Source organism: Herbaspirillum sp. (genome assembly GCF_017744395.1).
GTDB lineage: Bacteria > Pseudomonadota > Gammaproteobacteria > Burkholderiales > Burkholderiaceae_D > Herbaspirillum.
Genome location: NZ_JAGIBI010000002.1, coordinates 217,112 through 243,416 on the forward strand (window position 1 = coordinate 217,112; position 26,305 = coordinate 243,416).

Below are 26,305 nucleotides of genomic sequence, written 5' to 3' on the forward strand. Positions count from 1 at the left end.
ACTTCATCGACTGCCCTTGGTCCAGCCCGAGGGGTTCGCTTCATGGTCGAGGCAAATAGACACGTTACAGAGCTCCTAACTCGGCAAAAGTAGCGTTTTACGCTATACGGATTCCAGATGTGAAGTTTGAGAGGGCCGCCAGACTTGCAGCAGGATTGTGGAAATGACAAAATCCCCCTCCCAGAACACCTACCGAACTCCCGCCTCCGCCTCTACGGCGTCGAAGCGGAAAACGGCCAGTAGGGTTGCTGCCGCCGGTGTGACTGGATAACCGTCCTATAAGACGAACACACGAAATGGCAGCAAAGCCTGGACGGCTCGTCCCTACTCTTCATGAGGCCCGAGCCACTTACTTTAGGGGGAATGACCATTTATGGCCAAACCGAGTAAAGCAAGCCCAGGCGACTTAGGGTGTGTTACGAAGGCTGTGTGTCTTGTCTATGCAGGCATGATTGCAGCTGGCGTTTCACCATTGGTTGCTCTTGTGGCTCCAGCCGTAGTCTTCACCGTTATAGCGGTGGCTCTGCGGTCAACCTAAGCGTTGAGCGGTTACCTCGGCTGGCCTCGTGCCAGTCGAGGCTAACTTAGCCTCTTCGAAATGGCGCCGTCCTGGTGCCGTTGATGAGTTCTATTCGATGGATATCCCCGCGGCTCCTCAGGGCAAGGGAAGGGGACATTGCGGCCGTGAGGTGGCTGCGAATTCGCGCGAAAGGTATGCCCAAGAAGCCTTTCTTTTCTTGGAAGGGAAGGCAGAAATGAAAGGCTTTCTTTTCAGGCTGGGCGTGACTTTCAGGCGGATATTGAGGCATGAAAAAAGGCTTTCTTTTAAAAAAGGAAAGCCTTTCATTTCAGGTCAACAGTTGGCGGGAGCCCCGCCTGGCTCTTATTCCACCGTCACCGACTTAGCCAAATTCCGCGGCTTATCTACATCAGTCCCACGCGCCAGCGCCGTGTGATAAGCCAGCAACTGCAACGGCACCACGTGCAGAATCGGCGACAATACCCCATAGTGCTCCGGCATGCGAATCACATGCACTCCTTCGCCTGAATTGATGTGCGAATCGCCGTCAGCGAACACATACAGCTGGCCGCCGCGGGCGCGCACTTCCTGCATGTTCGATTTCAGTTTTTCCACCAGCGCGTCGTTGGGCGCGACCGTGACTACCGGCATCTGCTCGGTTACCAGCGCCAGCGGGCCGTGCTTGAGTTCACCGGCGGCGTAGGCTTCAGCGTGGATGTAGGTGATTTCCTTGAGTTTCAGTGCGCCTTCCAGCGCGATCGGGTAGTGCAGGCCGCGGCCGAGGAACAGGGCGTTTTCGCGGCGGGCGAAGGCTTCGGCCCAGGCGACGATGCTGGGTTCCAGCGCCAGCACGCTTTGCAGCGCGGCGGGAAGGTGGCGCATGGCCTTGAGGTGGGCTTCTTCCTGCTCTTGCGCCAGCAGGCCGCGGGTTTGCGCCAGCGACAGCGTGAGCAGCATCAAGGCCACCAATTGGGTGGTGAAGGCTTTGGTCGAGGCGACGCCGACTTCGACGCCGGCGCGCGTGATGTAGGCCAGTTCGCATTCGCGCACCATCGCGCTGGTGGCGACGTTGCAGATGGTCAGCGTGTGCTGCATGCCGAGGCTGCGCGCATGCTTGAGTGCGGCCAGGGTGTCGGCGGTTTCGCCGCTTTGCGAAATGGTGACCACCAGCGATTTCGGGTTGGGTACGCTGTCGCGGTAGCGGTATTCGCTGGCGATTTCGACGTTGACCGGGATCTTGGCGATCGATTCCAGCCAGTACTTGGCGGTGAGGCCGGCGTAGTAGCTGGTGCCGCAGGCCAGGATCAGGACCGAGTCGACTTCCTTGAAGATCTTGTAGGCCTTGTCGCCGAACAGTTCCGGCATGATGCCGGCCACGCCTTCGAGCGTGTCGGCGATGGCGCGCGGCTGCTCGAAGATTTCCTTTTGCATGTAGTGCTGGTAGGGGCCGAGTTCGACCGCGCTGCTGAAGGCTTGCACGGTGCGTACCTCGCGCGCGGCGGGTTTGCCGGCGGCGTCGACGATCCAGACCTTCTGCAATTGCAGGTCGACCACGTCGCCTTCTTCCAGGTAGATGATCTGGTCGGTGGTGCCGGCCAGCGCCATGGCGTCCGAGGCGACGAAGTTCTGGCCTTCTCCCAGGCCGACGATCAGGGGCGAACCCTGGCGGGCGGCAACCACGCGGTGCGGTTCGTCGGACGAGAACACGGCGATGGCATAGGCGCCGGTCAGGCGGCGCACCGCCTGCTGCACGGTGGCGAACAGGTCGCCGTCGTACATGTGGTCGATCAGGTGGGCGATGACTTCGGTGTCGGTCTGGCTTTCGAAGACGTAGCCGGCGGCTTGCAGTTCGGCGCGCAGTTCGTCGTGGTTTTCGATGATGCCGTTGTGGACCAGCGCGATGCGATCGCGCGAGAAGTGCGGGTGGGCGTTGTGCGTGGCCGGGGCGCCGTGGGTGGCCCAGCGGGTGTGGGCGATGCCGGTGAAGCCGGCCAGGCCGCTTTGGTCGATCTGCTTTTGCAGCTCGGCTACGCGCGAGGTGCTGCGCGAGCGCTGCAGCTTGCCGTCGACGTACAGCGCGACGCCGCAGGAGTCGTAGCCGCGGTATTCGAGGCGCTTCAGGCCTTCGAGCAGGATGGGAGTGACGTTTTGTTGCGCAACCGCGCCGACGATGCCGCACATGATGAACCTCGTTGGAAGAAATGTGAGGCCATATTAGGCGAGTCGATGTGAAATAAGATTTCTAAAAACTATTAAATATGAACTATTATTGCTTGGTAAATTAATGATGGAATTAATGTGAAAATGTATTTGGTTTATGAAATTATCTTTCTTATTAAGTCTTCCAGGCCGCATGCCTCACTGCTGAATATCCGATGAAACTTGAACTCGACGATCTGGATCGCCGCATCCTGAGCGCGCTGCAAACCGATGCCAGCCAGACCAATCACCAGTTGGCGGAGTCGGTGCATGCCTCGCCGCCGACCTGCCTGCGCCGGGTCAGGCGCCTGACCGAGGCGGGCGTGATCGCGCGCCAAGTGGCCTTGCTGGATACCGACAAGCTGGCTGCGACACTGACGGCCATCGTCGAAATCACGCTGGACCGACAAGGCGACGAGGAGCAGCAGGCGTTCGAAGCGCTGGTGGCCGGCGAGCCGGCGGTGCAGCAGTGCTACCGGGTGTCGCCCGGCCCGGATTTCGTGCTGGTGGTGCTGGTGGCCGACATGCCTGCCTATCACGCACTGGCGCATCGCCTGTTCGCTTCGCAAAAGAATGTGCGTAACGTGCGCAGTTATTTCTCGGTACTGCGCAGCAAGTTCGAGACAGCGGTGCCGATCGGCATGCCGAAGGAATAGGCGGCATCGGCTCCGGCATGCTGCCGCAAAAAAAGGACCGGCCCGCGATGTGCGGAACCGGTCCTTTTTTGTTTGCCGTGGGCGTTCGCCGGGGCGCTTACTTCTTGACCTTCACCGGACGCTGCCAGCCCGGCAGCGAAAGCTGCTTGGCGCGCGACAGCGTGAGCTGGCCGGCCGGGGCATCCTTGGTCAGCGTGGTGCCGGCGCCCAGCGTGGCGCCACGGCCGACGCGCACGGGCGCCACCAGTTGCGAGTCGCTGCCGATGAAGGCGTCGTCTTCGATGACGGTGCGGAATTTGTTGGCGCCGTCGTAGTTGCAGGTGATCACGCCGGCGCCGATGTTGACGCCGCTGCCGACATCCGCATCGCCCACGTAGGCCAGGTGGTTGGCCTTGCTACCGACGCCGACGATGCTGTTCTTGACCTCGACGAAGTTGCCGACGTGGACGTCCTGCGCCAGCTCGGTGCCGGGGCGCAGGCGCGCGTACGGGCCGACCTGGGCGCCGGCGCCGACCACCGCGTCTTCGATGTGGGTGAAGGGCTTGATGCTGGCGCCGGCGCCGATGCTGGCGTTCTTGATCACGCAATTGGCGCCGATGGCGGCACCTTCGGCGATGCTGACTTTGCCCTCGAACACGCAATTGACGTCGATGGAGACGTCGCGGCCGCAGGCGAGCTCGCCGCGCACGTCGATACGCGCCGGATCGGCCAGCGTGACGCCGGCTTCCAGCAGCTTGCCGGCGATATTGCGCTGGTAGACGCGCTCCAGTTCGGCCAGTTGCACTTTGCTGTTGACGCCGAGGGTTTCGGCGACGTCGCCGGGCTGGGCCGAGACCACTTCCACGCCATCGGCCACGGCGGCGGCGATGATGTCGGTCAGGTAATACTCGCCCTGGGCGTTGTCGTTGGACAGCTTGGCCAGCCACTTGCGCAGGTGCGCGGTGGGGGCGGCGATGATGCCGGTATTGACCTCGCGGATGGCGCGTTGCGCCTCGGTGGCGTCCTTTTGCTCGACGATGGCGACGATCTTGCCGTTTTCACGCACGATGCGGCCGTAGCCGGTGGGATCGTCCAGCGTCACGGTCAGCACGCCCAGCTTGTCGGCGCCGGCGGCGTCGAGCAGGCGCTTGAGCGTGGCCGGGGTGGTCAGCGGGACGTCGCCGTACAGCACCAGCGTGGTGGCGCCGTCGTCGATATGCGGCAGCGCCTGCATCACGGCATGGCCGGTGCCCAGCTGCGGCTCCTGCTTGGCGAATGACAGCCCTTTGTCAGCAAAGGCAACGGGCACGGCATCGCCGCCGTGGCCGTAGATCACGCAGAGCTTGGCGGGGGAGAGCGATTGCGCGGTGTCGACCACGTGGCCCAGCAGGGATTTGCCTGCCAGCGGATGCAATACCTTGGGCAGGGCCGATTGCATGCGTTTGCCCATGCCGGCGGCGAGGATGACGATGTTCATGTTGTACGGAGAAAAATAGACCGGAAAGTGTAGCATGCGTCTGCACGGCGCCGAGGCGACTGACCAGCCGCAATGTTCGGCTCAGCCATGCCATGTCGCGGCCGGTTTTATCAACGCGCCGAATTGGTTTGTACGCTGGAAATCTCGTGTTCGTTTTTTGTGATGGCCAGCGGCGGGAAGCAGGCGTACGAATTGGAGACGGCGTAAACCCGGTTCATCGCGATATCGATGCCATTATTGGGGAGAGAGCGGTTGAGGACCGGGAAGTGGACCACATAATTTTTCAGTGGAAAGCACTCTTCCACGAACCGCGCGGCGCCCTTGGGGCTGATGGTGTATGCGGGCGTGCCGAAGCATTTGTCCAGCGGCAGCAGAACCGGCGCCTGGGTGGAGCGCTGGAATTCATCGGTTTTACTGCGCAGGGTTTGCTGGTCAAAGAGCATGACGGTCTGTGAAATGCCTGGCATCGCATTCAATGACAGGATCGAATCAAAATTCCAGCCCCACACCACGATGTCCCAGTCGTCGGGAAGACTGCCCAGCAGTCGTTGCTGCTGGGCATGGAAGTCGTGCCTGAAGATGGCGTCATCTTCGGCGACTGTCACCGGCTGCTGGGTATCTATCGATTCAAACCAGGCTGCCAAATGGGAAAGGGCGCAGCCGAATGCGCCTTTGGTGTATTCCAGGTTGTCGGCAAACAGGTTCGGATTGCTTAATACCTGGGGATCTATTGTCGTTCCCCGGACGGCATTGACGATTTCATAGTCGAGGTGTTGATTTTGGGCTGCAAAGCTCGCCCTGCGGGCATCGGCGTCGTCCAGGCTGATGATGCGAACGGGGTTCATTATGGATGCGGACTTTCGAAATGTTTGTTGAATGGCGAATTGCTTTTTTGGCAACGATGTTTCGCGGTCATGGCATGGTTTGGGTCATTAGGCCGGTGCACGTACCAAGTTTCCCTTTGTAAGTATGGCAATACACGCTTGCGGACATGAAGGGAGAATCCTGCCTTTTTTCCTTCTGTTTCGAGCTTGGCGCCATTGTCGAAACGCGATTGTCCACCCGGCCAGCTTGGAGCTGGCCGTCGCAAACACAAATTGAGGGTTAAATTTACATGTTCTCCCAACTTTGAGTGTTTGTCTTGTCTTTAAGATGACACCTTGGTCATGGTGTCTGTATTTTGCTCAGCCCAAACGCGCCAGCAGCACACCTCAACAAAATATCGGATTGGAGAAGAAATGAGTTTCAGCCAAAGGGCGACTGCGCTGTTGCAGTTGCCGGTCTCGCCGCTTACCTGGGACGGCATTTTGAATGAGTGTGACCGCCTGCATGCGGATTTCCTGCACATCCCGTCGGAATTCAAATGGGCACTGGACTATAAGCGTTTCCAGGTTGAACGCGATCGGGGCAACAACGGCCTGGCGCTGGCGCATTTGAAGGCGGCCATCGCTGCCACGCCGTATAACGCCGACATCCTCGGCGATTATCAGGAGTTGGTGAAAAAGACCGCGGGACTGGAGAAGATGGTCCTGATTATCTCCAGCAAACGCACGGAAAGCCAGGCCCTGAGGCTGGCGGATCAGTTCGACCAGGCCGATATCGACTATGTCATCGTGAGCGGCGCCGATACGCCGTCGATCGGGCATTTTCGCGCCCTGCAAGTGGATGCGTCCGACAAGTATGAGGCGCGCCCGCAAAAAGTCGCGGCGGCCTTTGCCTGGATATATGAAAACATCGGCGGCAATGTCGGCGTGATGAAAATCGATGACGACATGCTCTTGCTGGATGCGGCGCAGTTCAAGCGCAGCCTGGCGCAGTTCAGCGGCGAAACTCTTTATACCGGTGTGCCTTCGGTGACGCTGTCCCACGACCGTTGCCAGCATTGGGGCTTGTGCCAGGACCGTGAGCTCAATCGTCGCGTCTACGGCCGTCCCGTTTTGGCGCCATGGGCCATCGGCGGCGCTTATTACCTGGGGCCTAAGGCGGTAGAAAAGCTGGTGCTCGCGACATTGCGTTTTCCTGGGCTGTTCGAAGGCGAATACTACGAAGACAAGCTGGTGGGAGATATCCTGGTCTTCGAAAGCGTATCGTTGACCGCAGTCCCTGGGTTCAATGCATTCGGCCTGAGCATGCCGGGATTGGCGTCGCCACCGCCAGCGGCGCATTCCGCCGCGGCGCCTGTTGCCATGCCGCCTTCCGTCCCGGTGCCGCCGGCGGCCAAGCCGTCTACCCTCGCGGTAAAGTCCGCGAATCCGGCGCCCGCGACGACGGCTGCCGGCCAGTCTGCCGCGGTTTCAGCGCGGCCGAAAAAGCGTCTGGATCTCACAGGCCTGGGCTCGCCGTTGAAGGTTTCCCCGGCGAGCGACGGTAACGGGAAATGAAGTCATAAGGAGTGGCGAAGTCATGACAATGAAGTTGGCGCTGGATGATCTGGGTTTGAGCGGCGGCAAGCCCCTGTTTGAACAGATCAAGTCTGTCTCGAATCTGGTGCGTCCGGATATCGAGTCGTTTCTCTCTTATTCGCGTCAATTCTTTGACGCACAGTCCTGCACCGGGCACGGGCCGGTTGAAGCCAAGATGGAGCGGCGCCTTGCCGAGTTCCACGGAACCCGCAACTGTGTTTCTTTTTGCGGTGGGTTCTGGGGGCTGGTGTTGACAATGAAATGCCTGGCCTTGCCGGGGCGAACGGAAGTCGTGATGCCTTCGCTGACGTATCGCCGTCTGGCGGATATCGTCGCCTGGGCGGGATTGACGCCGCACTTTTGCGAGGTCGATCCGGACCTGTTATGCGTGACCGGCGAAACAGCGGCCGCTTGCATCAATGAAAATACCGCCTTGATCCTTGGGGTGCATCCCATTGTCAATTGTTGCGATATCGATGGGTTGGAAGCGCTGTCCGAGCGTACGGGAATCCCATTGATGATCGATGCGGTCGAGTCCGTGTATGAATCCTACAAGGGACGGAAGATCGGTTCCTGCGCGCGTGCAGAATGCTTCTCCATGCAGTCGAGCAAGCTGTTCAATGCCTTTGAAGGCGGTTACGTTACGACTAACGATGATGAATTGGCGCAACGCTTGCGCACGATGCGCGATTTCGGCGTCGGCGCTGAAGGCATTCCGGTCGAGGCATGCGCGTTGGGCGTGCAGCAAAACGAAATGCATGCGGCTATGGCATTGGCTTGCCTGGACGATGTCGATGAACAGATGGTTGCCAATCGCAACCGTTACTACGCATACCGTCGCTATCTGGCGGATGTGCCGGGAATCAGGCTGCGCGAGTTCGATGAAACCGAACGCTGCGGCTTCAAGAACATCCTGGTGGAATTGCTGGACGACTGGCCGTTGAGCCGCGAAGCCACGATCGCACTGCTCAATGCTGAAAACATGTTGTGCCGGCCCTACTATTCGCCGCCATTACATATGAAGGCAACCGGATATCCCATGGTGTGGGGAGACCTGACGCAGACTGAGCGCCTAGCCAAGAAATTCCTCCTGCTGCCTTGCGGTTATTTTGTCAGTGAAGCGGATATCGAACAGATAGCGCTTTTCCTTGCATTCATCCAGAAGAATGCGCAAGCCATCACACAGCGAGGTCTGGTATGAGCACCGTCGGTACGATCGGAAAGGAACTGGCAGTGTGCGGCGCGATGCCGGTGATGAAAACGCTGTTGCGACCGGGGCAGGATTATTTCCCGGAGTGGTCGCGTTACGAAGCTGCATTCAGGGATATTTTCGAACGCCAGTATTACACGAACCACGGGCCGTTATCCCAGCGGCTGGAGGCTCGCCTTGCCGAGTATCTCGGCGTCGGCCATGCGATGCTCATCACCAATGAGTCTATTGCCTTGTGCCTTGCCGCGCAGGCGCTGCGCTTGAAGGGAAAGGTGCTGGTGCCTGCCATCAGTGACATCTTTACAGCGCAATCGCTGGCTTGGGCGGAAGCCGAGCCGGTATTCTGCGATGTCGATGCCGCCACCGGCATGCTTAGCGCGCAGGCTGCCAAGGCCTGCCTGGAGAAGGACGATATCAGCGCCATACTGGCGGTCAATGCCTGGGGTGGGGCGGCCGATGCCGGCGCGCTGCAGGGCCTGGCGGACCAATATGGCATTCCGCTTTACTTCGACTCATCCCAAGCCTTCGGCGTGTCGGCCAATGGCGCGCGCCTGGGCGCAAGGGGAGCGCTCGAGGTGTTCTCCATGCAGTCGGCCCATGTGCTCAGCAGCGGCGAGGGCGCCTTCATCGCGACGAATGACGATGCGCTGGCCGCGCATGTGCGCAATATCCGCAGCAATTACGGCATGGGGAAGCTGCTGGTGCCGGTCGTGAAGACCAGCAATGGCCGTTTTTCCGAAGCGCAGGCGGCGATCGCCCTGATGAATTTCGACGACTTGGACAGGCACATCGCCAATAACGGCGTGCTGGCGACAGGCTATGCGCAGGCACTGTCCGGCGTGCCTGGCGTGCGTATTCGTGAGCCTGCCGGCGCCGATATCAGTAACCGGCAATGCCTGGTGATTGAGATCGACGAGGGACAATTCGGTTTGAGCGGAATGGCATTGCGCAAAGTGCTGCGTGCTGAAAATATCGAGAGCACGCCGCGTCTTGCGGCCGGCTGGTATCGCCATGGCGAGCATGCCGTCCCGGCCGGCGCATTGCCGGTCGCGGATCGCCTGTGCGCCAGTTTGCTGGAGTTGCCGTTAGGCGCGAAAACCGATGCCGATACCGTCGAAGCGGTTGCGGGCGTCATCCGGCAAGCGCATCGCCAGGCTGATCGTATCCGTTCCATGGTGGGAGGGAAGGCGTGAAATTGGGGATCATGCAGCCCTATTTCTTCCCATACCTGGGGCATTTCGCATTGATTGCGGCTACTGATGCCTGGGTAGTCTTCGACATCACGCAATATACGCCCAAGAGCTGGATGAGCCGCAATCGCGTGCTGCATCCGTCGGGCGGCGCCAACTATATCAGCGTGGCGCTCTCCAACAGCTCGATCCATATCAAGACGCATGAGGCCAAGGTGCTGGATCTGGCGCAATCGCGCCAGAGCACATTGGGCAAGCTCAGCCACTATCGGAAACATGCGCCTTATTTCGCACAGGTGCAGGCTCTGATCGAAGCGGCCATGGCTGATGCCGGCGACGATTCCCTGGTAAGCTTGAATGTTCGTGGGTTGAAAGCGGTTTGCGATTATCTTGAGTTGCCGTTCAACTATACGGTGGCATCGCAACACGCCTTCACTTTCCCCGAACAGATGGGGCCCGGCGATTGGGCGCCCCATATCAGCGCCCAGATGGGGGCCGGCATGTACATCAATCCTGTCGGTGGCCGCGATATTTTCAATCCGCGCAGCTTCGAGGAGCGTGGCGTCGAGTTGAGGTTTCTGGAATTCAGCCCGATGACTTATCCCACGCGGGGATTCACCTTCGAACCGCATTTGTCGATCATCGATGTCCTGATGTGGAATGATCCTGAGGCGGTGCGCGATGCACTGCGGGACAATTCCCGCTTGGTCGCTTAGCGGGGAGCAGAGCGGCGCAGCAAGGCATCATAGCGATAGTGCGTCGAGTAGAACTCATCCCCCATGTTTGAAAAAGTCGTCTCCCAGCCTGCGGCGGCGGCCATGTCAACGAACGTTTCTCGTGTGCGCCAGATGCCGATCTGCGCCTGGGGATCGTCGAGCTCGCCAGGTTTGGGCTGGCGTTGCGTATAAAAAGCGTTGACACGGTCGCGGTCGGGCAGGTTGCCGATGAAGACCGTCTGCACATTAGCGAAACGTTCGCCCAGGAGGCGCAGCGAAGCACGGGCCACGTCGTCCGGAAAGTACATGAAGCTGCCGTAGCACACCGCTTTCGTAAAGCGCAGGGGATCTTTTTCGGTGCGCAGGTAGGCAGTGACGTCGCTTTCGACGAAGCTTACGCGAGGTGGCTGGGAAAAATGCTTTTGCGCGACTTCGATCAGGTAGGCTGAAATGTCGACGCCGAGCAGGCTTGCGCATGAGTCGGTGAGCAATTGCGATAACGCGCCATTGCCGCAGGCGAGATCAAGCAGGTGGTCTTGCGGGCCAAGATCCAGTTGGCGCTTGATTTCCTTGATGATCAAAGCGATCTGGGCATCGGAGACGGGTTGGCCATGCACCGTGCGTTTGACTTGTGCCCAGAACGCATCGGGTGCGCAGGTTCTCGCATGGGTGTCATAGTCGACGGTTGGATAATCGCGAGGAGTAGCAGGCATGATGTCTGTCAGAACATGTAGAGTGGAAGATGGGCTCAGGCCGGGAGTCGGACTTTATTTGGAAAAAATAGCATGAATATTATTTATGAGTCAGAAAGTGTCAAGATTGTCGAAGTCCTGGATTCCGATGGCGACACGCAGCGGCAGCTTTACATCGGTCCGCCGTTCAATCGCGTGCAGGGAACCATCAAGCTGAACAAGCCGCGGTTTCACGTCCATGTGTTTACCAAGAATATCTCCTATGCCGCGTTGTGTGTGCCGCAGGGCGTGCGCAACGCGCTCTTCCTGGGGTTGGGCGCCGGTATCGCGATCCAGACGGTCCGTGATGCGTATCCTGAGGCACAGATCGATGTCGTCGACCTGAACCGGGATTTGTTCGATGCCGCGCATAATCATTTTTTCAGCCTCGATGCCGATAATGTGGAGCTGTTCCACGAAGATGCCTTCAGCTTCATCCGGCGGGCGACCAGAAAATACGACTATATTTGCTGTGACATCTGGACCGAAAGCCTGGATATTCCGGAATTTGTCGTGTCCGGCGCGTTCTCCAGCCAAGTCAAGGCATCCCTGAATCCCGGCGGCGTATTCGCGCTCAACACGCAAAAAAACGTGCAAAAGGAAATGACCGAGTCCCTGACAAAAGATTTCAAGAATCTTTTTTCGTTACCCGGCTATAACAGTATGTTCCTCGCCAGCGATGCCTGGCCGGCGTTTATCCAGGATGAAAAAATGATCGCCCATTACCTGGAGCTCAATATTGACATCAATTTCATCCACGACAATATGATCCTGATGCAGTCGGCCAGAACCCACGGGTTGTCGCCGCGCTGATCATTTCCAGGGCAGAAGCTGGCGAAGACCCACTTGCCTGTTCACGCCTGGAAAGTGGGGGCGGCGCCTTTCGCAAAGAAAAAGAACGGTTCCCGTCCATTGCAGCCATAGGTATCTGCATCGACATCAGGCAGCACCGTGGTATGGGGGTACAGATCTCCGGTGAGGCCCGAGTCTTGGAAATAATCCAGCATATCGGAGCCAAACAGGCGGACATGGTCGTTCTGGCCGTAATAAATGGTGGCGAATGCTTCTGAAACCGGCTTGGTCAGTTCGAAGGTGTGGAGCAGCAGGGGCGAATAGGGGGTTTGTGCCACCAGATGTCCGCCCGGCGCCAGGCAGCGGCTGAATTCTGCGATCGCGACCTTGGGCCGGCTGACATGCTCCAGCACGTGGTTGCAGATGATGAGGTCGAAATAACCGTCCGGAAAATCCAGTTGCTCGGCATTGATCTTGCGGTGCCGGGCTTGTTGCGGGAATAGGTCTCCGGTGATGTATTCGCGTGGTTGCAGTCTGTGGATGAGCGGTTCGATTCCGCCTTCCGGCGCAATGTGAAGGATGCGTTTTGTGCTTAGGTTTTCCAGGACCTTTGCGTAGGCGAAGTAAAGCCAGAGATGGCGCTCGCGGTCATTGCAGCCGCAATTCGGGCACAGGTAGTTCTTCAGCGTGGAGCCGACGGTTTCAAGCTGTCGCATGAAGGTCTTGTCGCCGCCGGGATTGGGGTGGGGCAGCCAGCCGCTGACCGGCTTGTCGCAGATGACGCAAAATGGTTGCAGCGCCGGTTGCGGTCCCTTGCGACGTACCGCCACTCGTGAAGCGACGGCAGCGCGCGCATGCGCCAGGTCGGTCTGGAAACGTTCGGAGGTATAGAGCGCTTGGGGGGGCAGCTCGTCGAGTTCATGGAGATTGGCCAGCAGGCGGGAAATTTCCGGCAGTTCAACCGAGTATTGTCCATACAGTCGCCGCAGCTCCTGTCGGGCATAGGCCAGAGCGGCGGCGGACATATTGCCTGCCGACGCCTCGCCGCGCACCATCAGTTCCCATTCATAGAGGCCGGCGCTGAAGTTGGCGCTGACAGTGGCGGATGCCTGGCCGGAATGCTTGCGGAACGCACTGAGATAACCGCCGACGGCGAGCAGCGGCGCTTGTTCGGCGCAGTTGAGGTAGATAGCCACATCGCCGATGAAATCCAGGATCCAGGAGTGATAGTCGAAGGCAGTCGAGATGTCAACGCGGTCGCGTACGACCATGATGTTGCTCGGCTCGCCGATGAAATTGTGCAGGCGCCCCACCATGTTCTCGACCAGGAACTGGCGATCCACCAGCGCCATCTGCCCTGCCGGCAGCAGTGAATTTGGCGTGCTCACCACATTGCCGGATTCATCGATGATCAGGCGTTCGTGGAATGCCAGGACAACCTGGGGATTGGCCTCCATTGCATTGACCAGCGATTCGACCGAGGTCGGCATCAGCACGTCGTCGTCGAACAGCCATTTCACGTACTTGCCGCCGGCATGTTCCCACAATGCCCGCGAATTGCGGGTGCCCTTTTGGAAACCATGATGGAAATAACGGATGCGGGGATCGTCGAAGCTTTTGACGATAGATTCCAGCGCGGCATTTGGGGTATCGTCGCCGATCAGTATTTCGATGTCGGTAAAGGTCTGGCTGAGTGCGCTGGTGATTGCCTGCGGGAGGTACTGGGCCTTATAGGCAGGAATCAAAATGCTGACGATAGGCATGGAAACGGTCTTTCCGAGATGGGTCTCGATCTGGGTAGGGAAATGCGATAACGATCACGCAAGATTAGTGGCGCCGGTCCTGCCTCAATCCGCGAAACAGACTTGCGTTTGCCGGTTACACGGGCCTTTTGTCATCGCGTTCAGGTGAAGACCTGGTAAACATTGGCAAATGAGCAATCCCCCGAGTAGCCGCGTTTGAAGAAACTGATGTTGAAAGCGCGGTCTATCATGACTTTGACATCGGTCTGGTTGAGCGAGACGCTGGCGCCGAAAAAACGGTTCATGACATAGCGTGTCTGGCCTCTCGCCTTGGCGCGCCGGATGGCATCGTAGACAATGAAGTGGCCGGGATTCTTCCCCCGCATGACTTCCCGGGAGCCCGCCAACGCATAGTAGGCGATGCCGTTGTCGTAGGTCGTGACCGATATGCCGTAGGGAGTGCCATCGGCGGTCTTGCTGATGGCGACTTCGCCTTGCCCGTTTGCGCACATCAGGATCGGGTGGTAGAACAGCTCCTGGGTCATCCCGTCGGTATATTTGGCGATGAGTTCCTGGTGCAGATCCTGGATCACGTTGAAGAAGTAGGCGGAACTCTCATTGTTGATCTGCTCGCCGCTGAAATATTCGGTCGTGAGGTTCTTCGCGCACCAGTTGATGTTCGACTTGTACGATTTGCGCACATTGGCGAACAACTGCTCTTCGGGCGCCGTGAGGTCGACGTACGGGCTGTCCCAAATCTCGGCCGAATAGGAGCGCGCCTTCTTGATGATCTGCTTGTACAGGGCGAAATGGTCTTCCGGCCTTTCCGCGATTGTGAAATTATCCGCGCCGAAGCTCCTCGCCATGTACTGGAGGTAGCTGACGATGATCTTGTATGCTTCGTCGCGTTCGGTGGCGTCTTGTGCGAAATGAATCTCGATCGGCATGCAGCCCGACGACGGGTGGTTCGTTACCCAGCCCGCGACATGCGTCGCGTTGATCGCCACCGGTACGGTCGCGACAACGCTGCCGTTGAAGCAGACGTGGAAGGAGGCGTTGTCGATGTCCGCCGGTTGCTTGAGGATATCCAGGTTGCGTGTGCCTGCCAGTCCGCCGAGCTTGGCGCCCGGGTGCCAGAAATTGGCGTATACATTGCCGTCGATGCCAGCCAGGCGCTTGAATTGCGGTTCGTCGCGGTCGAGCGCGACAATCGTCCACCTGTCGGGCATGGCCGGCAGGGGCAATTCGCTTGCCAGCAATGCCACAATACGTTCTTTTTGGCCGCTCAGATACGCGTCGAATTCCCGCCGCGCCCGGCGGAGGATACCCAGTTCATCGACGTTGCGGCCGCATTCATGGAGTATGTCGGCCAGGTTCAGGTAGGTTCCCAGCCGGATGATCTGGCTGGTTTCCGATTTCAGTTGCTTGACCGGCTGGCAACCGCCGACGCCATTCGCCTCCAGATCCTTGAGGGAAAGCGTGGTGGTAACGGTGATGGCCTCCCCATTGGCAGTGATTTCGATGGAGGATTGTTGGATATCGTTTTCGCTCATTGCCGAACTTTATTGTGACTTGATGATGTCGACTACCTGTTTCAGGTGGTCGATATTGAGGCTTGGGTAGATCGGCAAGCACAAGATCTGCTGGGTGATTTCGGTGGCCACCGGCAGGTTGCCCGGGGCGGCGGATGCCATGTCCTTGTACATGGGAAATTCCGAGATCAGCGGATAAAAATAGCGGCGCGGGAAGATATTGTTGTCCCGCATTTTCTGGTACAGGGCATCGCGGCTGATCGGATAGCCGGGACGCACCAGGATGGGAAAGTAGGAGTAGTTCCAGCGGTCGGTGTGTTCGGGCGGCTGCAGGCACTCGATGTGTTCGACCGTGGATAACAGGGCGCGGTATTGCGCATCGATGGCTTGCCGCTGCGATAGCACGGTATCCATATGCTGGAGCTGCAACAACCCCATGGCGGCATTGATTTCGCTCATCTTGCCGTTGATGCCGGCTTCGGTGACCGAAACCTCATTGATGATGCCGAAATTCTTCAGTTCGTCGATATGCAGTTTCATCGCGGCATCGTGGCAGATGATGGCGCCGCCTTCGAAAGTGTTGAAGACCTTGGTTGCATGGAAACTCAGCACCGATAGATCCCCATGGTTCAGGATGCTGGACGATTTGTACTGCACGCCGAAGGCATGCGCGGCATCGTAGATCACTTTTAGTTTGTGCTTGTCCGCGATCTTCTGGATAGCCTCGACATCACATGGGTAGCCATAGCAGTGGACCGGGACGATTGCAGTGGTGTGCTCTGTAATGGCGGCTTCGATCCTGGCCGGATCCAGCGCCAGGGTTTTCCTGTCGATATCGGCGAAAACCGGCTTGATGCCATTCCACCGCAGGGCATGCGAAGTCGCGACAAACGAATAGGGCGTAGTTACGGCTTCGCCGCTGATCCCGAGCGCCTGCAGCGCCGTGATCAATGCCAGGGTACCGTTGGAAAACAGCGCCACATGCTTGACGCCCAGGTAGCTGGCCAAGGCTTCTTCCAACTGCTGGTGAAAGGGGCCATTGTTGGTAAGCTGTTTGTTATCCCAGATCTTCTGGAGATAAACAACGAATTCTTCCAGGGGAGGAAGGAACGGTTGGGTAACCGGTACGCCATTGGTTTGGTAGGGTCGCATTTTCAGGAGAGATAGTCGATCCGCGTTGCGTGGGGATAGTCCGGTTCGCATGCCGCCAGGACTTCTTGCCTGAGCGTGAAGAAATAGTGCTGGTAAATCGAGTCGGACGTGCTTGTGTAGGCAATCTTCAATGCATTGAGGATCGTCATCTCTTTGCGGTAGCGCGCAAATTGCGGATGGCTCATTGGCATGGCATTGATATCGTAGGCCGCGATGCTGAGCTCCGGGGACAGCGCCAGGATCAATGAGGCAGTACGCTCCATCATGAACACCTTCATTTGTACCTGCGCCTTGGAGTAGTCGGTCACTGCCGTGAGCTGCTCTCCCAGCCTCCCTTGCTTGTTTTCCGCAATTTCAAACAGCCGCTCATTGATAGTGAACCACTTTTCCCAGAATACCGGCTTGGCGATGATGTAATTGCAGAAGACCGTGGTGCGGAAATCGTTGACCAGGGTCTTGAGATTGACAGACAAGCCGATCGATGACGAAAAGGCTTCGGCGACGCCGATCAATCCCGGATGGTGGCGGTTGCCTTGCTCGAATACATTCAGATAGCAGGCTGCTTCCTGGATCATCGGCGAAAAGGTGTAGACATCGTGGCCGGGATTGTTTTCCATGAACACTTCCACCTGTTCTGCGCTCAGATGGGTCTTGTTGCGGAAGGCCGGCGACAGGAAGCCGTAGTATTCGTCCTCATTGAGGACGTTGTTCAGGAAATAATTACGGATGCCCCAGTATTCCCGCCAGTCGGGGCGAGGATTGCCGACGATTTCCAACGGTGTGAAGCCGGGATCCAGCATCTTGCGGCTGGCGTCATCGTAGTGAATTTGCAGGATGTTTTTTTTCATGAAGCCGTCCACGGGCAATGGGAAATTCAGTTGATGGCGTTGAGCAGTATCTGCGCGTTGTTGCGTGGGCTGAAGCGCTCCTGCAGGTCGCGTGAGATCGCGGCGAGGTCGAACGTTTCGTGGTCCCGGCGCACATCCAGGTTACGCAGCAATTTCACCAGTTCATTGCCGCTGGCGAACATCAGCGATTCCAGGTTGTAGTAGCGCATGATGTCTTCATAATTCCTGGTCTTGGATGCCAGGGGCATCATCCCTCGTACCAGGCTGGTAATCAATTTGTTGGGAGACTTGACGTAGGAATTGATATGGCAGTCGAACGCAAAGTGGCTGAGCAAGGTATAGCCATAATGTTGCGTCATCCCGTAGAAAGATTTTTCGTGGAAATGCAGATGCGGAATGCCATCGGCGATGGTGGTCGAGGTAATGAAGCCGAACTGGCTCCTGGGGATGCCGCTATGAACCAGTGCCGTGTCGAAAATATATTTGAACGCTTTATGGAAGGATTCCGGATAACCAAACCAGCAGATTTGGTTGTTGCGCTGTACCGGCAATTCATTCCCGATTTCCGGCAAGGCGATGGAATCGACTGCTTCCGGGATGACGATCACATCGACCCACACCACGGATTGCAGTACTTCCTTGTGCGCCTCGGTAGGCATGACGAACAGGTCGGTGATCTCTGCGATGGCGGCATAGCGGTCCAGGTAATAAATGTCAGAGCCCAGGCAAACGATTTTGCAGCCGGTCTTGTTTTTGAGGTCTCGCGCCTTGAGCAAGGCATCATTGTCGTCATAACTGACGAGCAGGTATTTGGGCGGATTGACATCAATTGCCGAGCCAGGCTTATAGACGAATTTTCTTACCGATTGGCCCAATTCGGTCAGGCCGGCGACCAGCGGGTCAGACTGAACCCTGGCCAGCGCATTGCCGCTGCCATAGGACCTGATGAGTAAAAAATCATTTTGCATAAGAAGAAAGCCTCAGGCTCCGGATTGTCCTGTTTGTTCGATGTTCGCCAGCTCGGCCAGGCAGTGGTCGACTTCCTCATCCCAGGAAGGAAAGTCGAGTCCGAACGTTTTTTTCACCCTGGAAGTATCCATTCGGGAGTTGGCTGGTCGGCGGGCTGCAGTGGGATATTCGGCGGTGGTGACCGGGGCGATGGCGTCCGCATCCAGCGTCAGGGCAACTCCTTGGGCTGCCAGGCGGCGCACGATATGTTGCGCGTAGCCATGCCACGAAGTCGCGCCGGCCGCCGCCAGATGGTAGATGCCGGCGGTGCTGCGCATGTAGGCCGCCAGGGAGACGCCTTGCGGCCGTTGTAGCAGGCATTGCTGTACAGCGCGGCTGATCGTCCTGGTCCAGGTTGGCGCGCCGATTTGATCCGCCACCACGGTCAAAGCTTGGCGTTCACGCGCGAGCCTGGCGATCGTCTTGAGAAAATTGCCGCCATATGCGCCATAGACCCAACTGAGCCGGAATATCCACCAGGCATCATGCTGTTCGGCGATTGCCTGCTCGCCATCGAGTTTGGTCTGGCCGTAAGCATTGGCGGGGCAGGGTGGATCAAGCTCCGTGTAGGGGGAGGCCTTGCCGCCATCGAAAACATAATCGGTCGAAAAATGGATGAACCCGGCATCCAGGGCATGCGCTTCCTGAGCCAGCACCATGGGCGCAACGGAGTTGACTGCGGCAGCCAGGGGCACTTCGCTCTGGGCGCGATCCACGGCGGTATAAGCGGCGGGATTGACGATCAAGTCGGGGCGTACGGCGCGCACGAAACTGCGTATCCGGTCCGGCTGCGACAGATCCATTGCTGCGCGCGATGCGACCACTACTTCGCCATGCGCTTGCAAGTCCTGCGCAAGCACATGGCCGAGTTGGCCGGTATGGCCTGTGAGCAGGATCTTCAATCGAAGACCTCTGCCTGGCTCAAGGGTTTTCCGGCTTTGTCCTTGGCCGACATTTGCGGTGCATCGGCCAGGACCCAATCGATGCCCAGAGCTGCATCGTTCCAGAGGATGCAGCGTTCGTACTCCGGCATCCAGTAGTCAGTGGTTTTGTACTGGAATTCGGCAACCTCGCTAAGTACCACGAAGCCATGGGCGAAACCCGGAGGGATCCAGAGTTGGCGTTTGTTTTCTGCCGACAGGCGGGCGCTGGCCCATTTGCCGAAATCGGGTGAGCTGCGGCGGATATCCACTACGACGTCAAGCACTTCTCCTACGCTGGCGCGCACCAGTTTGCCTTGCGCATGCTGAATCTGGTAATGCAGGCCGCGTAGTACGCCCTTGGCCGAACGGGAATGGTTGTCCTGTACAAAGTCAGGCGTCAAGCCGGTCAGTTCCCGGAATTTTCTGGCGTTGAAGCTTTCGTAGAAATAGCCTCGATCATCCCCGAACACTTGGGGCTCGATCAGCAATACTTCGGGTAAGGAGGTGGGGGTGACTCGCATATCAGAAATAGGTGTCGGAGAGCAGTTGGAGCAGATATTGTCCGTAGGCATTCTTCTTCAGCGGCCGGGCCAGTCGCTCCAGTTGTTCGGCATCGATATAGCCGCGGCGATAGGCGATTTCCTCAGGGCAGGCTACCTTCAGTCCCTGGCGCTTTTCGATCGTCGCGATGAATTGGCCGGCGTCGAGCAGCGACTCGTGGGTGCCGGTGTCCAGCCAGGCGATGCCGCGCCCCATCAGTTCAACCTGCAGTTGGCCGAGTTCCAGGTAGGCCTTGTTGACGTCGGTGATTTCCAATTCGCCGCGCGCCGATGGCTTGATCGAGCGGGCGATGCCGGTGACCTGGTTGTCGTAGAAATACAGGCCGGTGACCGCGAAATTGGACTTCGGCTGCGCCGGCTTTTCTTCGATTCCCACAACCCGGCGCTGCTTGTCGAATTCGACCACGCCGTAGCGCTCGGGATCGTTGACGTGGTAGGCGAAGACGGTGGCGCCGTCGATGCGTTCGTTGGCCGCGCGCATCGGCGGTTCCAGGTCACGTCCGTAAAAGATGTTGTCGCCCAGGATCAGCGCCGCAGGGTCGTTGCCGATGAAATCGCTGCCGATGATGAAGGCCTGCGCCAGTCCGTCCGGCGAGGGCTGCACCGCGTACTGAATATTGAGGCCCCACTGGTTGCCGTCCTTGAGCAGTTCGGCGAAGCGCGGCGTGTCCTGCGGCGTGGAGATCACCAGGATGTCGCGGATGCCGGCCAGCATCAGGCTGGAGAGCGGGTAGTACACCATCGGCTTGTCGTAGATCGGCATGAGCTGCTTGGAGACGACCGTGGTAGCCGGATACAGGCGCGTACCGGAGCCGCCGGCGAGGATGATGCCTTTACGGCGGGTTGCGTTATGTTCCATTGTCATCTCCTCGCGCCGTATTGTTGTTCCATCCATTTCAGGTAATCGCCCGAGCGCACATTGGCGACCCATTGCGGGTTGGCCAGGTACCATGCGACCGTCTTGCGGATGCCGCTCTCGAAGGTCTCGGCCGGTTTCCAGCCCAGTTCGCGTTCGAGCTTGCGGGCGTCGATGGCGTAGCGGCGGTCATGGCCGGGCCGGTCCTTGACGAAGGTGATCTGGTCGCGATAGCTGCCAGCGTCTTTGGGCTTGAGCTGGTCGAGGATGTCGCACAGGGTGTGCACCACGTCCAGGTTGGCTTTCTCGTTCCAGCCGCCGACGTTGTAGGTTTCCCCTGGCTTGCCGCGCGCCAGCACTTCCCGGATCGCCGCGCAGTGGTCGCCTACGTACAGCCAGTCGCGGATTTGCTGGCCGTCGCCATAGATCGGCAGCGGCTTGCCGTCGAGCGCGTTGGAGATCACCAGCGGGATCAGCTTCTCGGGGAAATGGTAGGGGCCGTAGTTGTTGGAACAGTTGGTGGTCAGCGTCGGCAAGCCGTAGGTGTGGTGGTAGGCCCGCACCAGATGGTCGGAGGCCGCCTTGGAGGCAGAGTAGGGGCTGTTGGGCGCATACGGCGTGGTTTCCGAAAACGGTGCGTCTTGCGGCCCCAGCGTGCCGTACACCTCGTCGGTGGAGACGTGCAGGAAGCGGAAGGCTTCGCGTTCTTCACCCTGCAGCGTGTTCCAGTAGCGGCGCGCCGCTTCCAGCAGGTTGAAGGTGCCGTTGACGTTGGTGCGGATGAATTCGTCGGGGCTGGCGATCGAGCGGTCGACGTGGCTTTCCGCCGCGAAGTGCAGGATCGCGCGCGGCCGGTGCTGCGCGAACAGCGCGGCGATGATCGTTTCGTCGCAGATATCCGTTTGCGAGAAAACATAGCGGGTGTCGCCAGCCACGCCGGCCAGGTTGTAGGGGTTGCCGGCGTAGGTCAGCTTGTCGATGTTGAGCACCGGTTCTGCCGTGTCGGCAGCCAGCCAGCCCAGGATGAAATTGCTGCCGATGAAGCCGGCGCCTCCGGTGACGAAAATCATAAGTGCCTTGACATGTTACGGCTTGAAGCCGTTCGGATTCATTTGTTGCCAGCGCCATGAATCTGCGCACATGGCATCCAGTCCCCGCTTGGCCTCCCAGCCCAGTTTGCGTTTGGCTGCGGCGGGGTCGGCGTAGTATTCGGGAATATCGCCCGGACGGCGCTCGGCAATAACATAGGGCAGCGGTTTGCCACAGGCCCTTTCATAGGCCTTGACGACATCCAGCACGCTATGGCCGGTGCCGGTGCCGAGGTTGATGGCGAAGCATTGCGGTTCGGTCAGCGCTTGCAGCGCGGCCAGGTGGCCGCTGGCAAGGTCTGATACGTGGATGAAGTCGCGTACGCCGGTGCCGTCGTGCGTCGGGTAGTCGCCGCCCCAGATGTTGAGCCGTTCGCGGCGGCCGATGGCCACTTGCGCGACAAACGGCATCAGGTTGTTGGGGATACCGTCGGGAGCTTCGCCGATCAGGCCGCTTTCGTGCGCGCCGACCGGGTTGAAGTAGCGCAGCAGGGCGATTTTCCAGTCGGGATGCGCGACATGACAATCGCGCAGCAGGTCTTCGACGACCATCTTGCTGCGGCCGTAGGGACTGCTGGCCCCCAGCGGGTGGTTTTCGTCCAGCGGCAGATATTGCGGCGGGGCGTATACCGTCGCCGACGAGCTGAACACGATGGTCTTTACCCCCGTAGCCTGCATCGCTTCGAGCAGGCGCACGGTGCCGACCACGTTGTTGTCGTAATACATGAGCGGCTGTTCGACCGATTCGCCGACCGCCTTCAGGCCGGCGAAGTGGATCACCGCGTCGCATTTGAATTCGCGCAGCACGCTTTCGAGCTGCTCGCGGTTGCGGACGTCGCCCTTGACCAGCGATACGGCCTTGCCCGCGATTTTCTGGACGCGGGTGACCGCTTCCGGGCTGCTGTTGCAGAAATTGTCGAAGACGACGACTTCGTGGCCTGCCTTGAGCAGTTCCACGCAGGTATGGGAACCGATATAACCGGCGCCGCCGGTAACCAGGATGTTCATGATGCTTCAGGTGCTGTAGTTCGCGACAGGGCGATTATGTCAGACTCTGGTAGAACGCAATCTGGTTCTCGCTCAAGGTGCGCAAGTCCTCATTGTTGAGGTAGCCGCCGTACCATTGCGCCGTCAGTTCCAGTGCGGTGTAGAGCTCCATCTTGGGAATCCAGTCCAGGCGCTGGCGCGCCTTGGAGATGTCCAGGCGCAGGAAGGCCGCTTCATGCGGTGCGTTCGGCTGGGGCTCCAGCCGCACTTCGACCGGTTTCACGTCGTTCTTCTGCAGTGAATGGTTGAAGGTGGCGCAGAGCTGGCTGACCGTCTGCATGTCGGTATCGGCCGGGCCGAAATTCCAGCCTTCGGCGTATTTGTTGCCGTGCTCGTAGAGCAGCCGGCCGATCTGCAGGTAGCCCGACAGCGGCTCCAGCACGAATTGCCAGGGGCGTACCGCGTGCGGGTTGCGGATGCTGACCGGTTCGTCCTTTTCCAGCGCGCGGATGAAGTCGGGGATCAGGCGGTCGGGGGCGAAGTCGCCGCCGCCGATGACGTTGCCGGCGCGCACGCTGGCGATGCCGACCTGGTTGTCGGGATCCTTGGCGAAGAAGGAACGGCGGTAGGCGGAGGTCACCAGTTCGGCTGCACCCTTGCTGCTGCTGTAGGGGTCGTGCCCGCCCATCGGGTCGTCTTCGCGATAGCCCCACAGCCATTCGCGGTTCTCATAGCACTTGTCGCTGGTGACTACTACCACCGAGCGCACGCTGGGCGTGTTGCGCACGGCTTCGAGCACGTGCGCGGTGCCCATTACGTTGGTGGCGTAGGTGTCGAGCGGGGTCAGGTAGGAGTCGCGCACCAGCGGCTGCGCCGCCAGGTGGAACACGATGTCGGGCTGGACCGCGGCCATGGTTTCGGCCACGTGCTTGGGGTCGCGCACGTCACCGGTGGTGGTCTGCACGCAGTTTTGCAGGCGCGCCAGGTGGAACAAGCTGGGATTGGTCGGCGCGGGCAGGGAATAGCCGCTGACTTTCGCCCCCATGAGGTGCAGCCACAAGGTCAGCCAGCTGCCCTTGAATCCGGTATGTCCTGTTACGAAAACGCGCTTGTCGCGCCAAAAGTTAGCCATCAGGCAGCCTCGTACACGTATTGCAGAGAGTCGTTCGGGTGCAGAGGCGCGAATCCGATGTTTCGCGCGGATGGCCGGTGCAGGCAACGCCATCGGCCTCCCGGTGTTTTCCGTGTCGGGGCCACGTTTCCCTGCGAAACCACGACTGCTGGTTATTGATGTTTGTTACCGTCCCTGGCAGCGATGCTCCACGGCATCACTACGATGGTCAGATTAGAACATGGGGGTTTTGCGCTTCAAGCGAGGATCAGGAGGGTATTTGTCATCTAATCCCGGCGTATATGCCGGGCGTCAACAAAAATTAACTTCCGGTAACGCCGGGAAGCCGGAAGGAAACCGGCAAAGCCAGGCCTGGAGCGGCTTTGCCGGGAAGGTAGTGAAACGCGGTGTATCGCCAGATGCGGCGTTATGCCGCAGCTTCAGTTAATCGGCGGGAAACAATGAAATGATCTGCGAGCCGAAGGCGCTGCCCTCCGTTGGGCCGGCGCCGGTGCCGCAAGGCTCTTCATCGAAGGCGATGTCGCCGTTGGCGTCGGCTTCGCCGGTGGCTTGCAGGCCGGTGAAGCCGAACAGTTCGCGGTCCATCAGGTGCGAAGGCACCACGGTCGACAGCGCCGAGAAGATGTTGTCGACCCGGCCCGGGAATTTCTTTTCCCACTCGCGCATCAGGCCCTTGATCTGCTTGCGCTGCAGGTTTTCCTGGCTGCCGCACAGGTCGCAGGGGATGATGGGGAACTGCTTGACCTCGGCATAGCGGATCAGGTCGGCTTCCTTCACGTAGGCCAGCGGGCGGATCACGATCTGCTTGCCGTCGTCGGACTGCAGCTTGGGCGGCATGCCCTTCAGCTTGGCGCCGAAGAACATATTGAGGAAGAATGTTTCCAGGATGTCGTCGCGGTGGTGGCCCAGCGCCACCTTGGTGGCGCCCAGTTCGGTGGCGACCCGGTACAGGATGCCGCGGCGCAGGCGCGAGCACAGCGCGCAGGTGGTCTTGCCTTCCGGCACTACGCGCTTGACGATGCTGTAGGTGTCCTGGTTCTCGATGTGGTAGGGCACGCCGATCTTTTCCAGGTAGGCCGGTAGCACGTCGGCCGGGAAGTTGGGCTGCTTCTGGTCGAGGTTGACGGCGACGATGTCGAAGTGGATCGGCGCGCGCTCGCGCAGGGTCAGGAGGATGTCCAGCAGCGCATAGCTGTCCTTGCCGCCGGAGAGGCAGACCATGACCTTGTCGCCGTCTTCGATCATGTTGAAGTCGCCGATGGCCTGGCCGACCTGGCGGCACAGGCGCTTGTGCAGCTTGTTGTTCTCGTAGGCGATTTTCTCGGCTTGCTTGGCGCTGAGGCCGACGGCGTCGGCGGCGGGATGGAGTCGGTCGTTCATGGTGCTGCCCGTTCGGTTCAGTTGCCGCTCTTGATGCGGAAGGTTTCCACGCCCACCGAGTCGCAGTCGGGGTAGACGTCCGGCTTCTCGGTCGAGACCCGCACCGCGCGCACCTTGGGGTGCGCCAGCATGGCGTCCATCACGTCGTCGCACAGGGTTTCCTGCAGGTGGATATGGCCTTGCGCCATGCGGCGGGCGATAGTGGAGCGGATGAAATCGTAGTCCACCACTTCATCGAGCTGGTCGGCCTTGGGTGTGGTCTCGGCCAGCGGGACGTACAGGTCGACGTTGACCAGGATGCGCTGCTCGCCCTTCTTTTCGAACTCGTGCACGCCGATGTTGATGAACACCTCGTAGTTGCGCAGGAACAGGCGGCGGCAATCTTGCAGGGAAGGATGGGACTGGAAGAGCATGATCAATAAAGGAAAGATTATTTCGCCACGAACATGACGTCGCGCGAAAGGGGAAGCAAATGCTGGCCGCCATCGACCAGCAGGGTGGCGCCGGTGACGGCCGGCGCCGAGGCGAGGTAGCAGACCGCGGAGGCGACGTCGCCGGGGGTGCTGCTCTTGCCCAGAGGCGTCACCTGGTGGGCCTTGTCGAATTGCTCGGTGGTCTGGTCGCCCGACAGCATCGTGATGCCCGGCGCCACGCCGACCACCCGCACGCGCGGGGCCAGGGCTTGCGCCAGCAGCGTGGTGGCGCTGTGCAAGGCGGCCTTGGACAGCGTGTAAGACAGGTAATCGGGGTTGGGATTGTACAGTTTCTGGTCCAGCAGGTTGATCACCACCGCCTGTTCGCCCTCGGGCGTGGCCTCGAACAGCGCCTGCGCCAGCAGGACCGGCGCGCCGACGTTGGCGCCCATGTGCTGCAGCAGGCGCGCATGGCCGAAACTGGCGGCATCGTCGAAATCGAACAGCGACGCATTGTTGACCACGCAGGACACGCGCCCCAGCGGCGCGGCCTGTTGCAACAAACCGCGTACTTCATCCTCGTTGCCCAGTTCGCAGCGCACCGCCAGCGCGCGGCGGCCCAGCGCTTCGATCTCGCGCACCACCTCGTCGGCTTCGTCGCGCGAACGGTTGTAATGCACGGCCACGTCCCAGCCGGCGCGTGCCAGCGCCAGCGCGATATGGCGGCCGATGCGGCGCGCGGCGCCGGTCACCAGGGCTACGCGTGCGGCGATGTGGGGATGGGGTTGGGAATTCATAAGTTCAAATACAAT

Annotated in this window: 24 protein-coding genes; 6 read left to right on the forward strand and 18 right to left on the reverse strand. The window is 59.5% G+C overall.

Features of this window, described 5'->3' with window-relative positions; all coding sequences use genetic code 11:
• Window positions 1-883 precede the first annotated feature (883 nt).
• Window positions 884-2,701 (reverse strand): glutamine--fructose-6-phosphate transaminase (isomerizing), encoded by a 1,818-nt coding sequence (glmS, locus tag J7548_RS06835; RefSeq protein ID WP_290972176.1) that lies wholly within the window; start codon window positions 2,699-2,701, stop codon window positions 884-886.
• Window positions 2,702-2,895: 194 nt separating this feature from the next.
• Between glmS and J7548_RS06840 the strand changes: the two genes are divergently transcribed.
• On the forward strand, window positions 2,896-3,375 hold the full coding sequence (locus J7548_RS06840; protein WP_290972179.1) for an Lrp/AsnC family transcriptional regulator: 480 nt from the start codon (window positions 2,896-2,898) through the stop codon (window positions 3,373-3,375).
• 97 nt (window positions 3,376-3,472) lie between these two features.
• On the opposite strand, the gene glmU is transcribed toward J7548_RS06840, so the two are convergent.
• Both glmU and J7548_RS06850 read right to left on the reverse strand, forming a co-directional pair.
• A complete protein-coding gene (gene glmU, locus J7548_RS06845; RefSeq protein WP_290973311.1) occupies window positions 3,473-4,831 on the reverse strand; it encodes a bifunctional UDP-N-acetylglucosamine diphosphorylase/glucosamine-1-phosphate N-acetyltransferase GlmU in 1,359 nt (452 codons plus the stop codon).
• A 110-nt stretch (window positions 4,832-4,941) separates the two neighbouring features.
• Window positions 4,942-5,676 (reverse strand): glycosyltransferase family 25 protein, encoded by a 735-nt coding sequence (locus J7548_RS06850; protein WP_290972181.1) that lies wholly within the window; start codon window positions 5,674-5,676, stop codon window positions 4,942-4,944.
• A gap of 393 nt (window positions 5,677-6,069) precedes the next feature.
• Here J7548_RS06850 and J7548_RS06855 point away from each other — a divergent pair, with 393 nt between their 5' ends.
• Genes J7548_RS06855 through J7548_RS06870 form a run of 4 tightly spaced genes read left to right on the forward strand, consistent with a single transcriptional unit; the run spans window position 6,070 to window position 10,349 of the window.
• Window positions 6,070-7,212, forward strand: a complete 1,143-nt coding sequence (locus J7548_RS06855) for a hypothetical protein (RefSeq protein WP_290972184.1) — start codon at window positions 6,070-6,072, stop codon at window positions 7,210-7,212.
• Window positions 7,213-7,234: 22 nt separating this feature from the next.
• A complete protein-coding gene (locus J7548_RS06860; protein ID WP_290972187.1) occupies window positions 7,235-8,434 on the forward strand; it encodes an aminotransferase class I/II-fold pyridoxal phosphate-dependent enzyme in 1,200 nt (399 codons plus the stop codon).
• Entirely contained in the window at window positions 8,431-9,636 is a 1,206-nt protein-coding gene (locus J7548_RS06865) for a DegT/DnrJ/EryC1/StrS family aminotransferase (protein WP_290972190.1), read from the forward strand. Before J7548_RS06860 ends, J7548_RS06865 begins: the two co-directional genes overlap by 4 nt.
• Window positions 9,633-10,349 (forward strand): WbqC family protein, encoded by a 717-nt coding sequence (locus tag J7548_RS06870; RefSeq protein WP_290972193.1) that lies wholly within the window; start codon window positions 9,633-9,635, stop codon window positions 10,347-10,349. The genes J7548_RS06865 and J7548_RS06870 overlap by 4 nt, the downstream gene beginning before the upstream one ends.
• Here J7548_RS06870 and J7548_RS06875 read toward each other — a convergent pair.
• The gene (locus tag J7548_RS06875; RefSeq protein ID WP_290972196.1) at window positions 10,346-11,062 is read right to left on the reverse strand and encodes a methyltransferase domain-containing protein; all 717 of its coding nucleotides are present in this window, start codon (window positions 11,060-11,062) and stop codon (window positions 10,346-10,348) included. The genes J7548_RS06870 and J7548_RS06875 overlap by 4 nt on opposite strands.
• Before the next feature lie 72 nt (window positions 11,063-11,134).
• Between J7548_RS06875 and J7548_RS06880 the strand changes: the two genes are divergently transcribed.
• Window positions 11,135-11,893, forward strand: coding sequence for a fused MFS/spermidine synthase (locus J7548_RS06880; protein ID WP_290972198.1), 759 nt, complete (start codon window positions 11,135-11,137; stop codon window positions 11,891-11,893).
• 41 nt (window positions 11,894-11,934) lie between these two features.
• Here J7548_RS06880 and J7548_RS06885 read toward each other — a convergent pair whose 3' ends face one another.
• The 14 genes from J7548_RS06885 to J7548_RS06950 form a co-directional block, all read right to left on the reverse strand.
• Window positions 11,935-13,635 (reverse strand): glycosyltransferase, encoded by a 1,701-nt coding sequence (locus tag J7548_RS06885; RefSeq protein ID WP_290972201.1) that lies wholly within the window; start codon window positions 13,633-13,635, stop codon window positions 11,935-11,937.
• A gap of 140 nt (window positions 13,636-13,775) precedes the next feature.
• Window positions 13,776-15,167 carry a GNAT family N-acetyltransferase gene (locus tag J7548_RS06890; RefSeq protein ID WP_290972203.1) on the reverse strand — a complete coding sequence of 464 codons (1,392 nt, stop codon included), beginning with the start codon at window positions 15,165-15,167 and terminating at the stop codon, window positions 13,776-13,778.
• A 9-nt stretch (window positions 15,168-15,176) separates the two neighbouring features.
• Entirely contained in the window at window positions 15,177-16,298 is a 1,122-nt protein-coding gene (locus J7548_RS06895) for a DegT/DnrJ/EryC1/StrS family aminotransferase (RefSeq protein ID WP_290972206.1), read from the reverse strand.
• Window positions 16,299-16,300: 2 nt separating this feature from the next.
• A complete protein-coding gene (locus J7548_RS06900) occupies window positions 16,301-17,146 on the reverse strand; it encodes a hypothetical protein (RefSeq protein ID WP_290972209.1) in 846 nt (281 codons plus the stop codon).
• Window positions 17,147-17,172: 26 nt separating this feature from the next.
• Window positions 17,173-18,114, reverse strand: a complete 942-nt coding sequence (locus tag J7548_RS06905; RefSeq protein WP_290972212.1) for a hypothetical protein — start codon at window positions 18,112-18,114, stop codon at window positions 17,173-17,175.
• A 12-nt stretch (window positions 18,115-18,126) separates the two neighbouring features.
• Window positions 18,127-19,056 (reverse strand): dTDP-4-dehydrorhamnose reductase, encoded by a 930-nt coding sequence (rfbD, locus tag J7548_RS06910; RefSeq protein ID WP_290972215.1) that lies wholly within the window; start codon window positions 19,054-19,056, stop codon window positions 18,127-18,129.
• Complete coding sequence (gene rfbC / locus J7548_RS06915; protein ID WP_290972218.1) at window positions 19,053-19,598, reverse strand: dTDP-4-dehydrorhamnose 3,5-epimerase; 546 nt, start codon at window positions 19,596-19,598, stop codon at window positions 19,053-19,055. Before rfbC ends, rfbD begins: the two co-directional genes overlap by 4 nt.
• A gap of 1 nt (window position 19,599) precedes the next feature.
• Window positions 19,600-20,502: a glucose-1-phosphate thymidylyltransferase RfbA gene (rfbA, locus tag J7548_RS06920; protein WP_290972221.1), complete on the reverse strand. Its 903-nt coding sequence runs from the start codon at window positions 20,500-20,502 to the stop codon at window positions 19,600-19,602.
• Window positions 20,499-21,563 (reverse strand): dTDP-glucose 4,6-dehydratase, encoded by a 1,065-nt coding sequence (gene rfbB, locus J7548_RS06925; protein ID WP_290972224.1) that lies wholly within the window; start codon window positions 21,561-21,563, stop codon window positions 20,499-20,501. The genes rfbA and rfbB overlap by 4 nt, the downstream gene beginning before the upstream one ends.
• A gap of 15 nt (window positions 21,564-21,578) precedes the next feature.
• Window positions 21,579-22,589, reverse strand: a complete 1,011-nt coding sequence (galE, locus tag J7548_RS06930) for a UDP-glucose 4-epimerase GalE (protein ID WP_290972227.1) — start codon at window positions 22,587-22,589, stop codon at window positions 21,579-21,581.
• Window positions 22,590-22,623: 34 nt separating this feature from the next.
• Complete coding sequence (rfbG, locus tag J7548_RS06935) at window positions 22,624-23,700, reverse strand: CDP-glucose 4,6-dehydratase (RefSeq protein ID WP_290972230.1); 1,077 nt, start codon at window positions 23,698-23,700, stop codon at window positions 22,624-22,626.
• 423 nt (window positions 23,701-24,123) lie between these two features.
• The gene (ttcA, locus tag J7548_RS06940; protein WP_290972233.1) at window positions 24,124-25,080 is read right to left on the reverse strand and encodes a tRNA 2-thiocytidine(32) synthetase TtcA; all 957 of its coding nucleotides are present in this window, start codon (window positions 25,078-25,080) and stop codon (window positions 24,124-24,126) included.
• Between the two features lie 17 nt (window positions 25,081-25,097).
• Window positions 25,098-25,493, reverse strand: a complete 396-nt coding sequence (locus J7548_RS06945) for a dihydroneopterin aldolase (RefSeq protein WP_290972236.1) — start codon at window positions 25,491-25,493, stop codon at window positions 25,098-25,100.
• A 17-nt stretch (window positions 25,494-25,510) separates the two neighbouring features.
• Entirely contained in the window at window positions 25,511-26,290 is a 780-nt protein-coding gene (locus J7548_RS06950; protein WP_290972239.1) for an SDR family oxidoreductase, read from the reverse strand.
• Window positions 26,291-26,305: the final 15 nt, after the last annotated feature.

What these genes read in the sequence shown, in the direction of transcription:
- glmS (WP_290972176.1), bottom strand. Translation starts at nt 2,701, where the DNA reads ATGTGCGGCATCGTCGGCGCGGTTGCGCAACAAAACGTCACTCCCATC.
- J7548_RS06840 (WP_290972179.1), top strand. Translation starts at nt 2,896, where the DNA reads ATGAAACTTGAACTCGACGATCTGGATCGCCGCATCCTGAGCGCGCTG.
- glmU (WP_290973311.1), bottom strand. Translation starts at nt 4,831, where the DNA reads ATGAACATCGTCATCCTCGCCGCCGGCATGGGCAAACGCATGCAATCG.
- J7548_RS06850 (WP_290972181.1), bottom strand. Translation starts at nt 5,676, where the DNA reads ATGAACCCCGTTCGCATCATCAGCCTGGACGACGCCGATGCCCGCAGG.
- J7548_RS06855 (WP_290972184.1), top strand. Translation starts at nt 6,070, where the DNA reads ATGAGTTTCAGCCAAAGGGCGACTGCGCTGTTGCAGTTGCCGGTCTCG.
- J7548_RS06860 (WP_290972187.1), top strand. Translation starts at nt 7,235, where the DNA reads ATGACAATGAAGTTGGCGCTGGATGATCTGGGTTTGAGCGGCGGCAAG.
- J7548_RS06865 (WP_290972190.1), top strand. Translation starts at nt 8,431, where the DNA reads ATGAGCACCGTCGGTACGATCGGAAAGGAACTGGCAGTGTGCGGCGCG.
- J7548_RS06875 (WP_290972196.1), bottom strand. Translation starts at nt 11,062, where the DNA reads ATGCCTGCTACTCCTCGCGATTATCCAACCGTCGACTATGACACCCAT.
- J7548_RS06880 (WP_290972198.1), top strand. Translation starts at nt 11,135, where the DNA reads ATGAATATTATTTATGAGTCAGAAAGTGTCAAGATTGTCGAAGTCCTG.
- J7548_RS06885 (WP_290972201.1), bottom strand. Translation starts at nt 13,635, where the DNA reads ATGCCTATCGTCAGCATTTTGATTCCTGCCTATAAGGCCCAGTACCTC.
- J7548_RS06890 (WP_290972203.1), bottom strand. Translation starts at nt 15,167, where the DNA reads ATGAGCGAAAACGATATCCAACAATCCTCCATCGAAATCACTGCCAAT.
- J7548_RS06895 (WP_290972206.1), bottom strand. Translation starts at nt 16,298, where the DNA reads ATGCGACCCTACCAAACCAATGGCGTACCGGTTACCCAACCGTTCCTT.
- J7548_RS06900 (WP_290972209.1), bottom strand. Translation starts at nt 17,146, where the DNA reads ATGAAAAAAAACATCCTGCAAATTCACTACGATGACGCCAGCCGCAAG.
- J7548_RS06905 (WP_290972212.1), bottom strand. Translation starts at nt 18,114, where the DNA reads ATGCAAAATGATTTTTTACTCATCAGGTCCTATGGCAGCGGCAATGCG.
- rfbC (WP_290972218.1), bottom strand. Translation starts at nt 19,598, where the DNA reads ATGCGAGTCACCCCCACCTCCTTACCCGAAGTATTGCTGATCGAGCCC.
- rfbA (WP_290972221.1), bottom strand. Translation starts at nt 20,502, where the DNA reads ATGACAATGGAACATAACGCAACCCGCCGTAAAGGCATCATCCTCGCC.
- rfbB (WP_290972224.1), bottom strand. Translation starts at nt 21,563, where the DNA reads ATGATTTTCGTCACCGGAGGCGCCGGCTTCATCGGCAGCAATTTCATC.
- galE (WP_290972227.1), bottom strand. Translation starts at nt 22,589, where the DNA reads ATGAACATCCTGGTTACCGGCGGCGCCGGTTATATCGGTTCCCATACC.
- rfbG (WP_290972230.1), bottom strand. Translation starts at nt 23,700, where the DNA reads ATGGCTAACTTTTGGCGCGACAAGCGCGTTTTCGTAACAGGACATACC.
- ttcA (WP_290972233.1), bottom strand. Translation starts at nt 25,080, where the DNA reads ATGAACGACCGACTCCATCCCGCCGCCGACGCCGTCGGCCTCAGCGCC.
- J7548_RS06945 (WP_290972236.1), bottom strand. Translation starts at nt 25,493, where the DNA reads ATGCTCTTCCAGTCCCATCCTTCCCTGCAAGATTGCCGCCGCCTGTTC.
- J7548_RS06950 (WP_290972239.1), bottom strand. Translation starts at nt 26,290, where the DNA reads ATGAATTCCCAACCCCATCCCCACATCGCCGCACGCGTAGCCCTGGTG.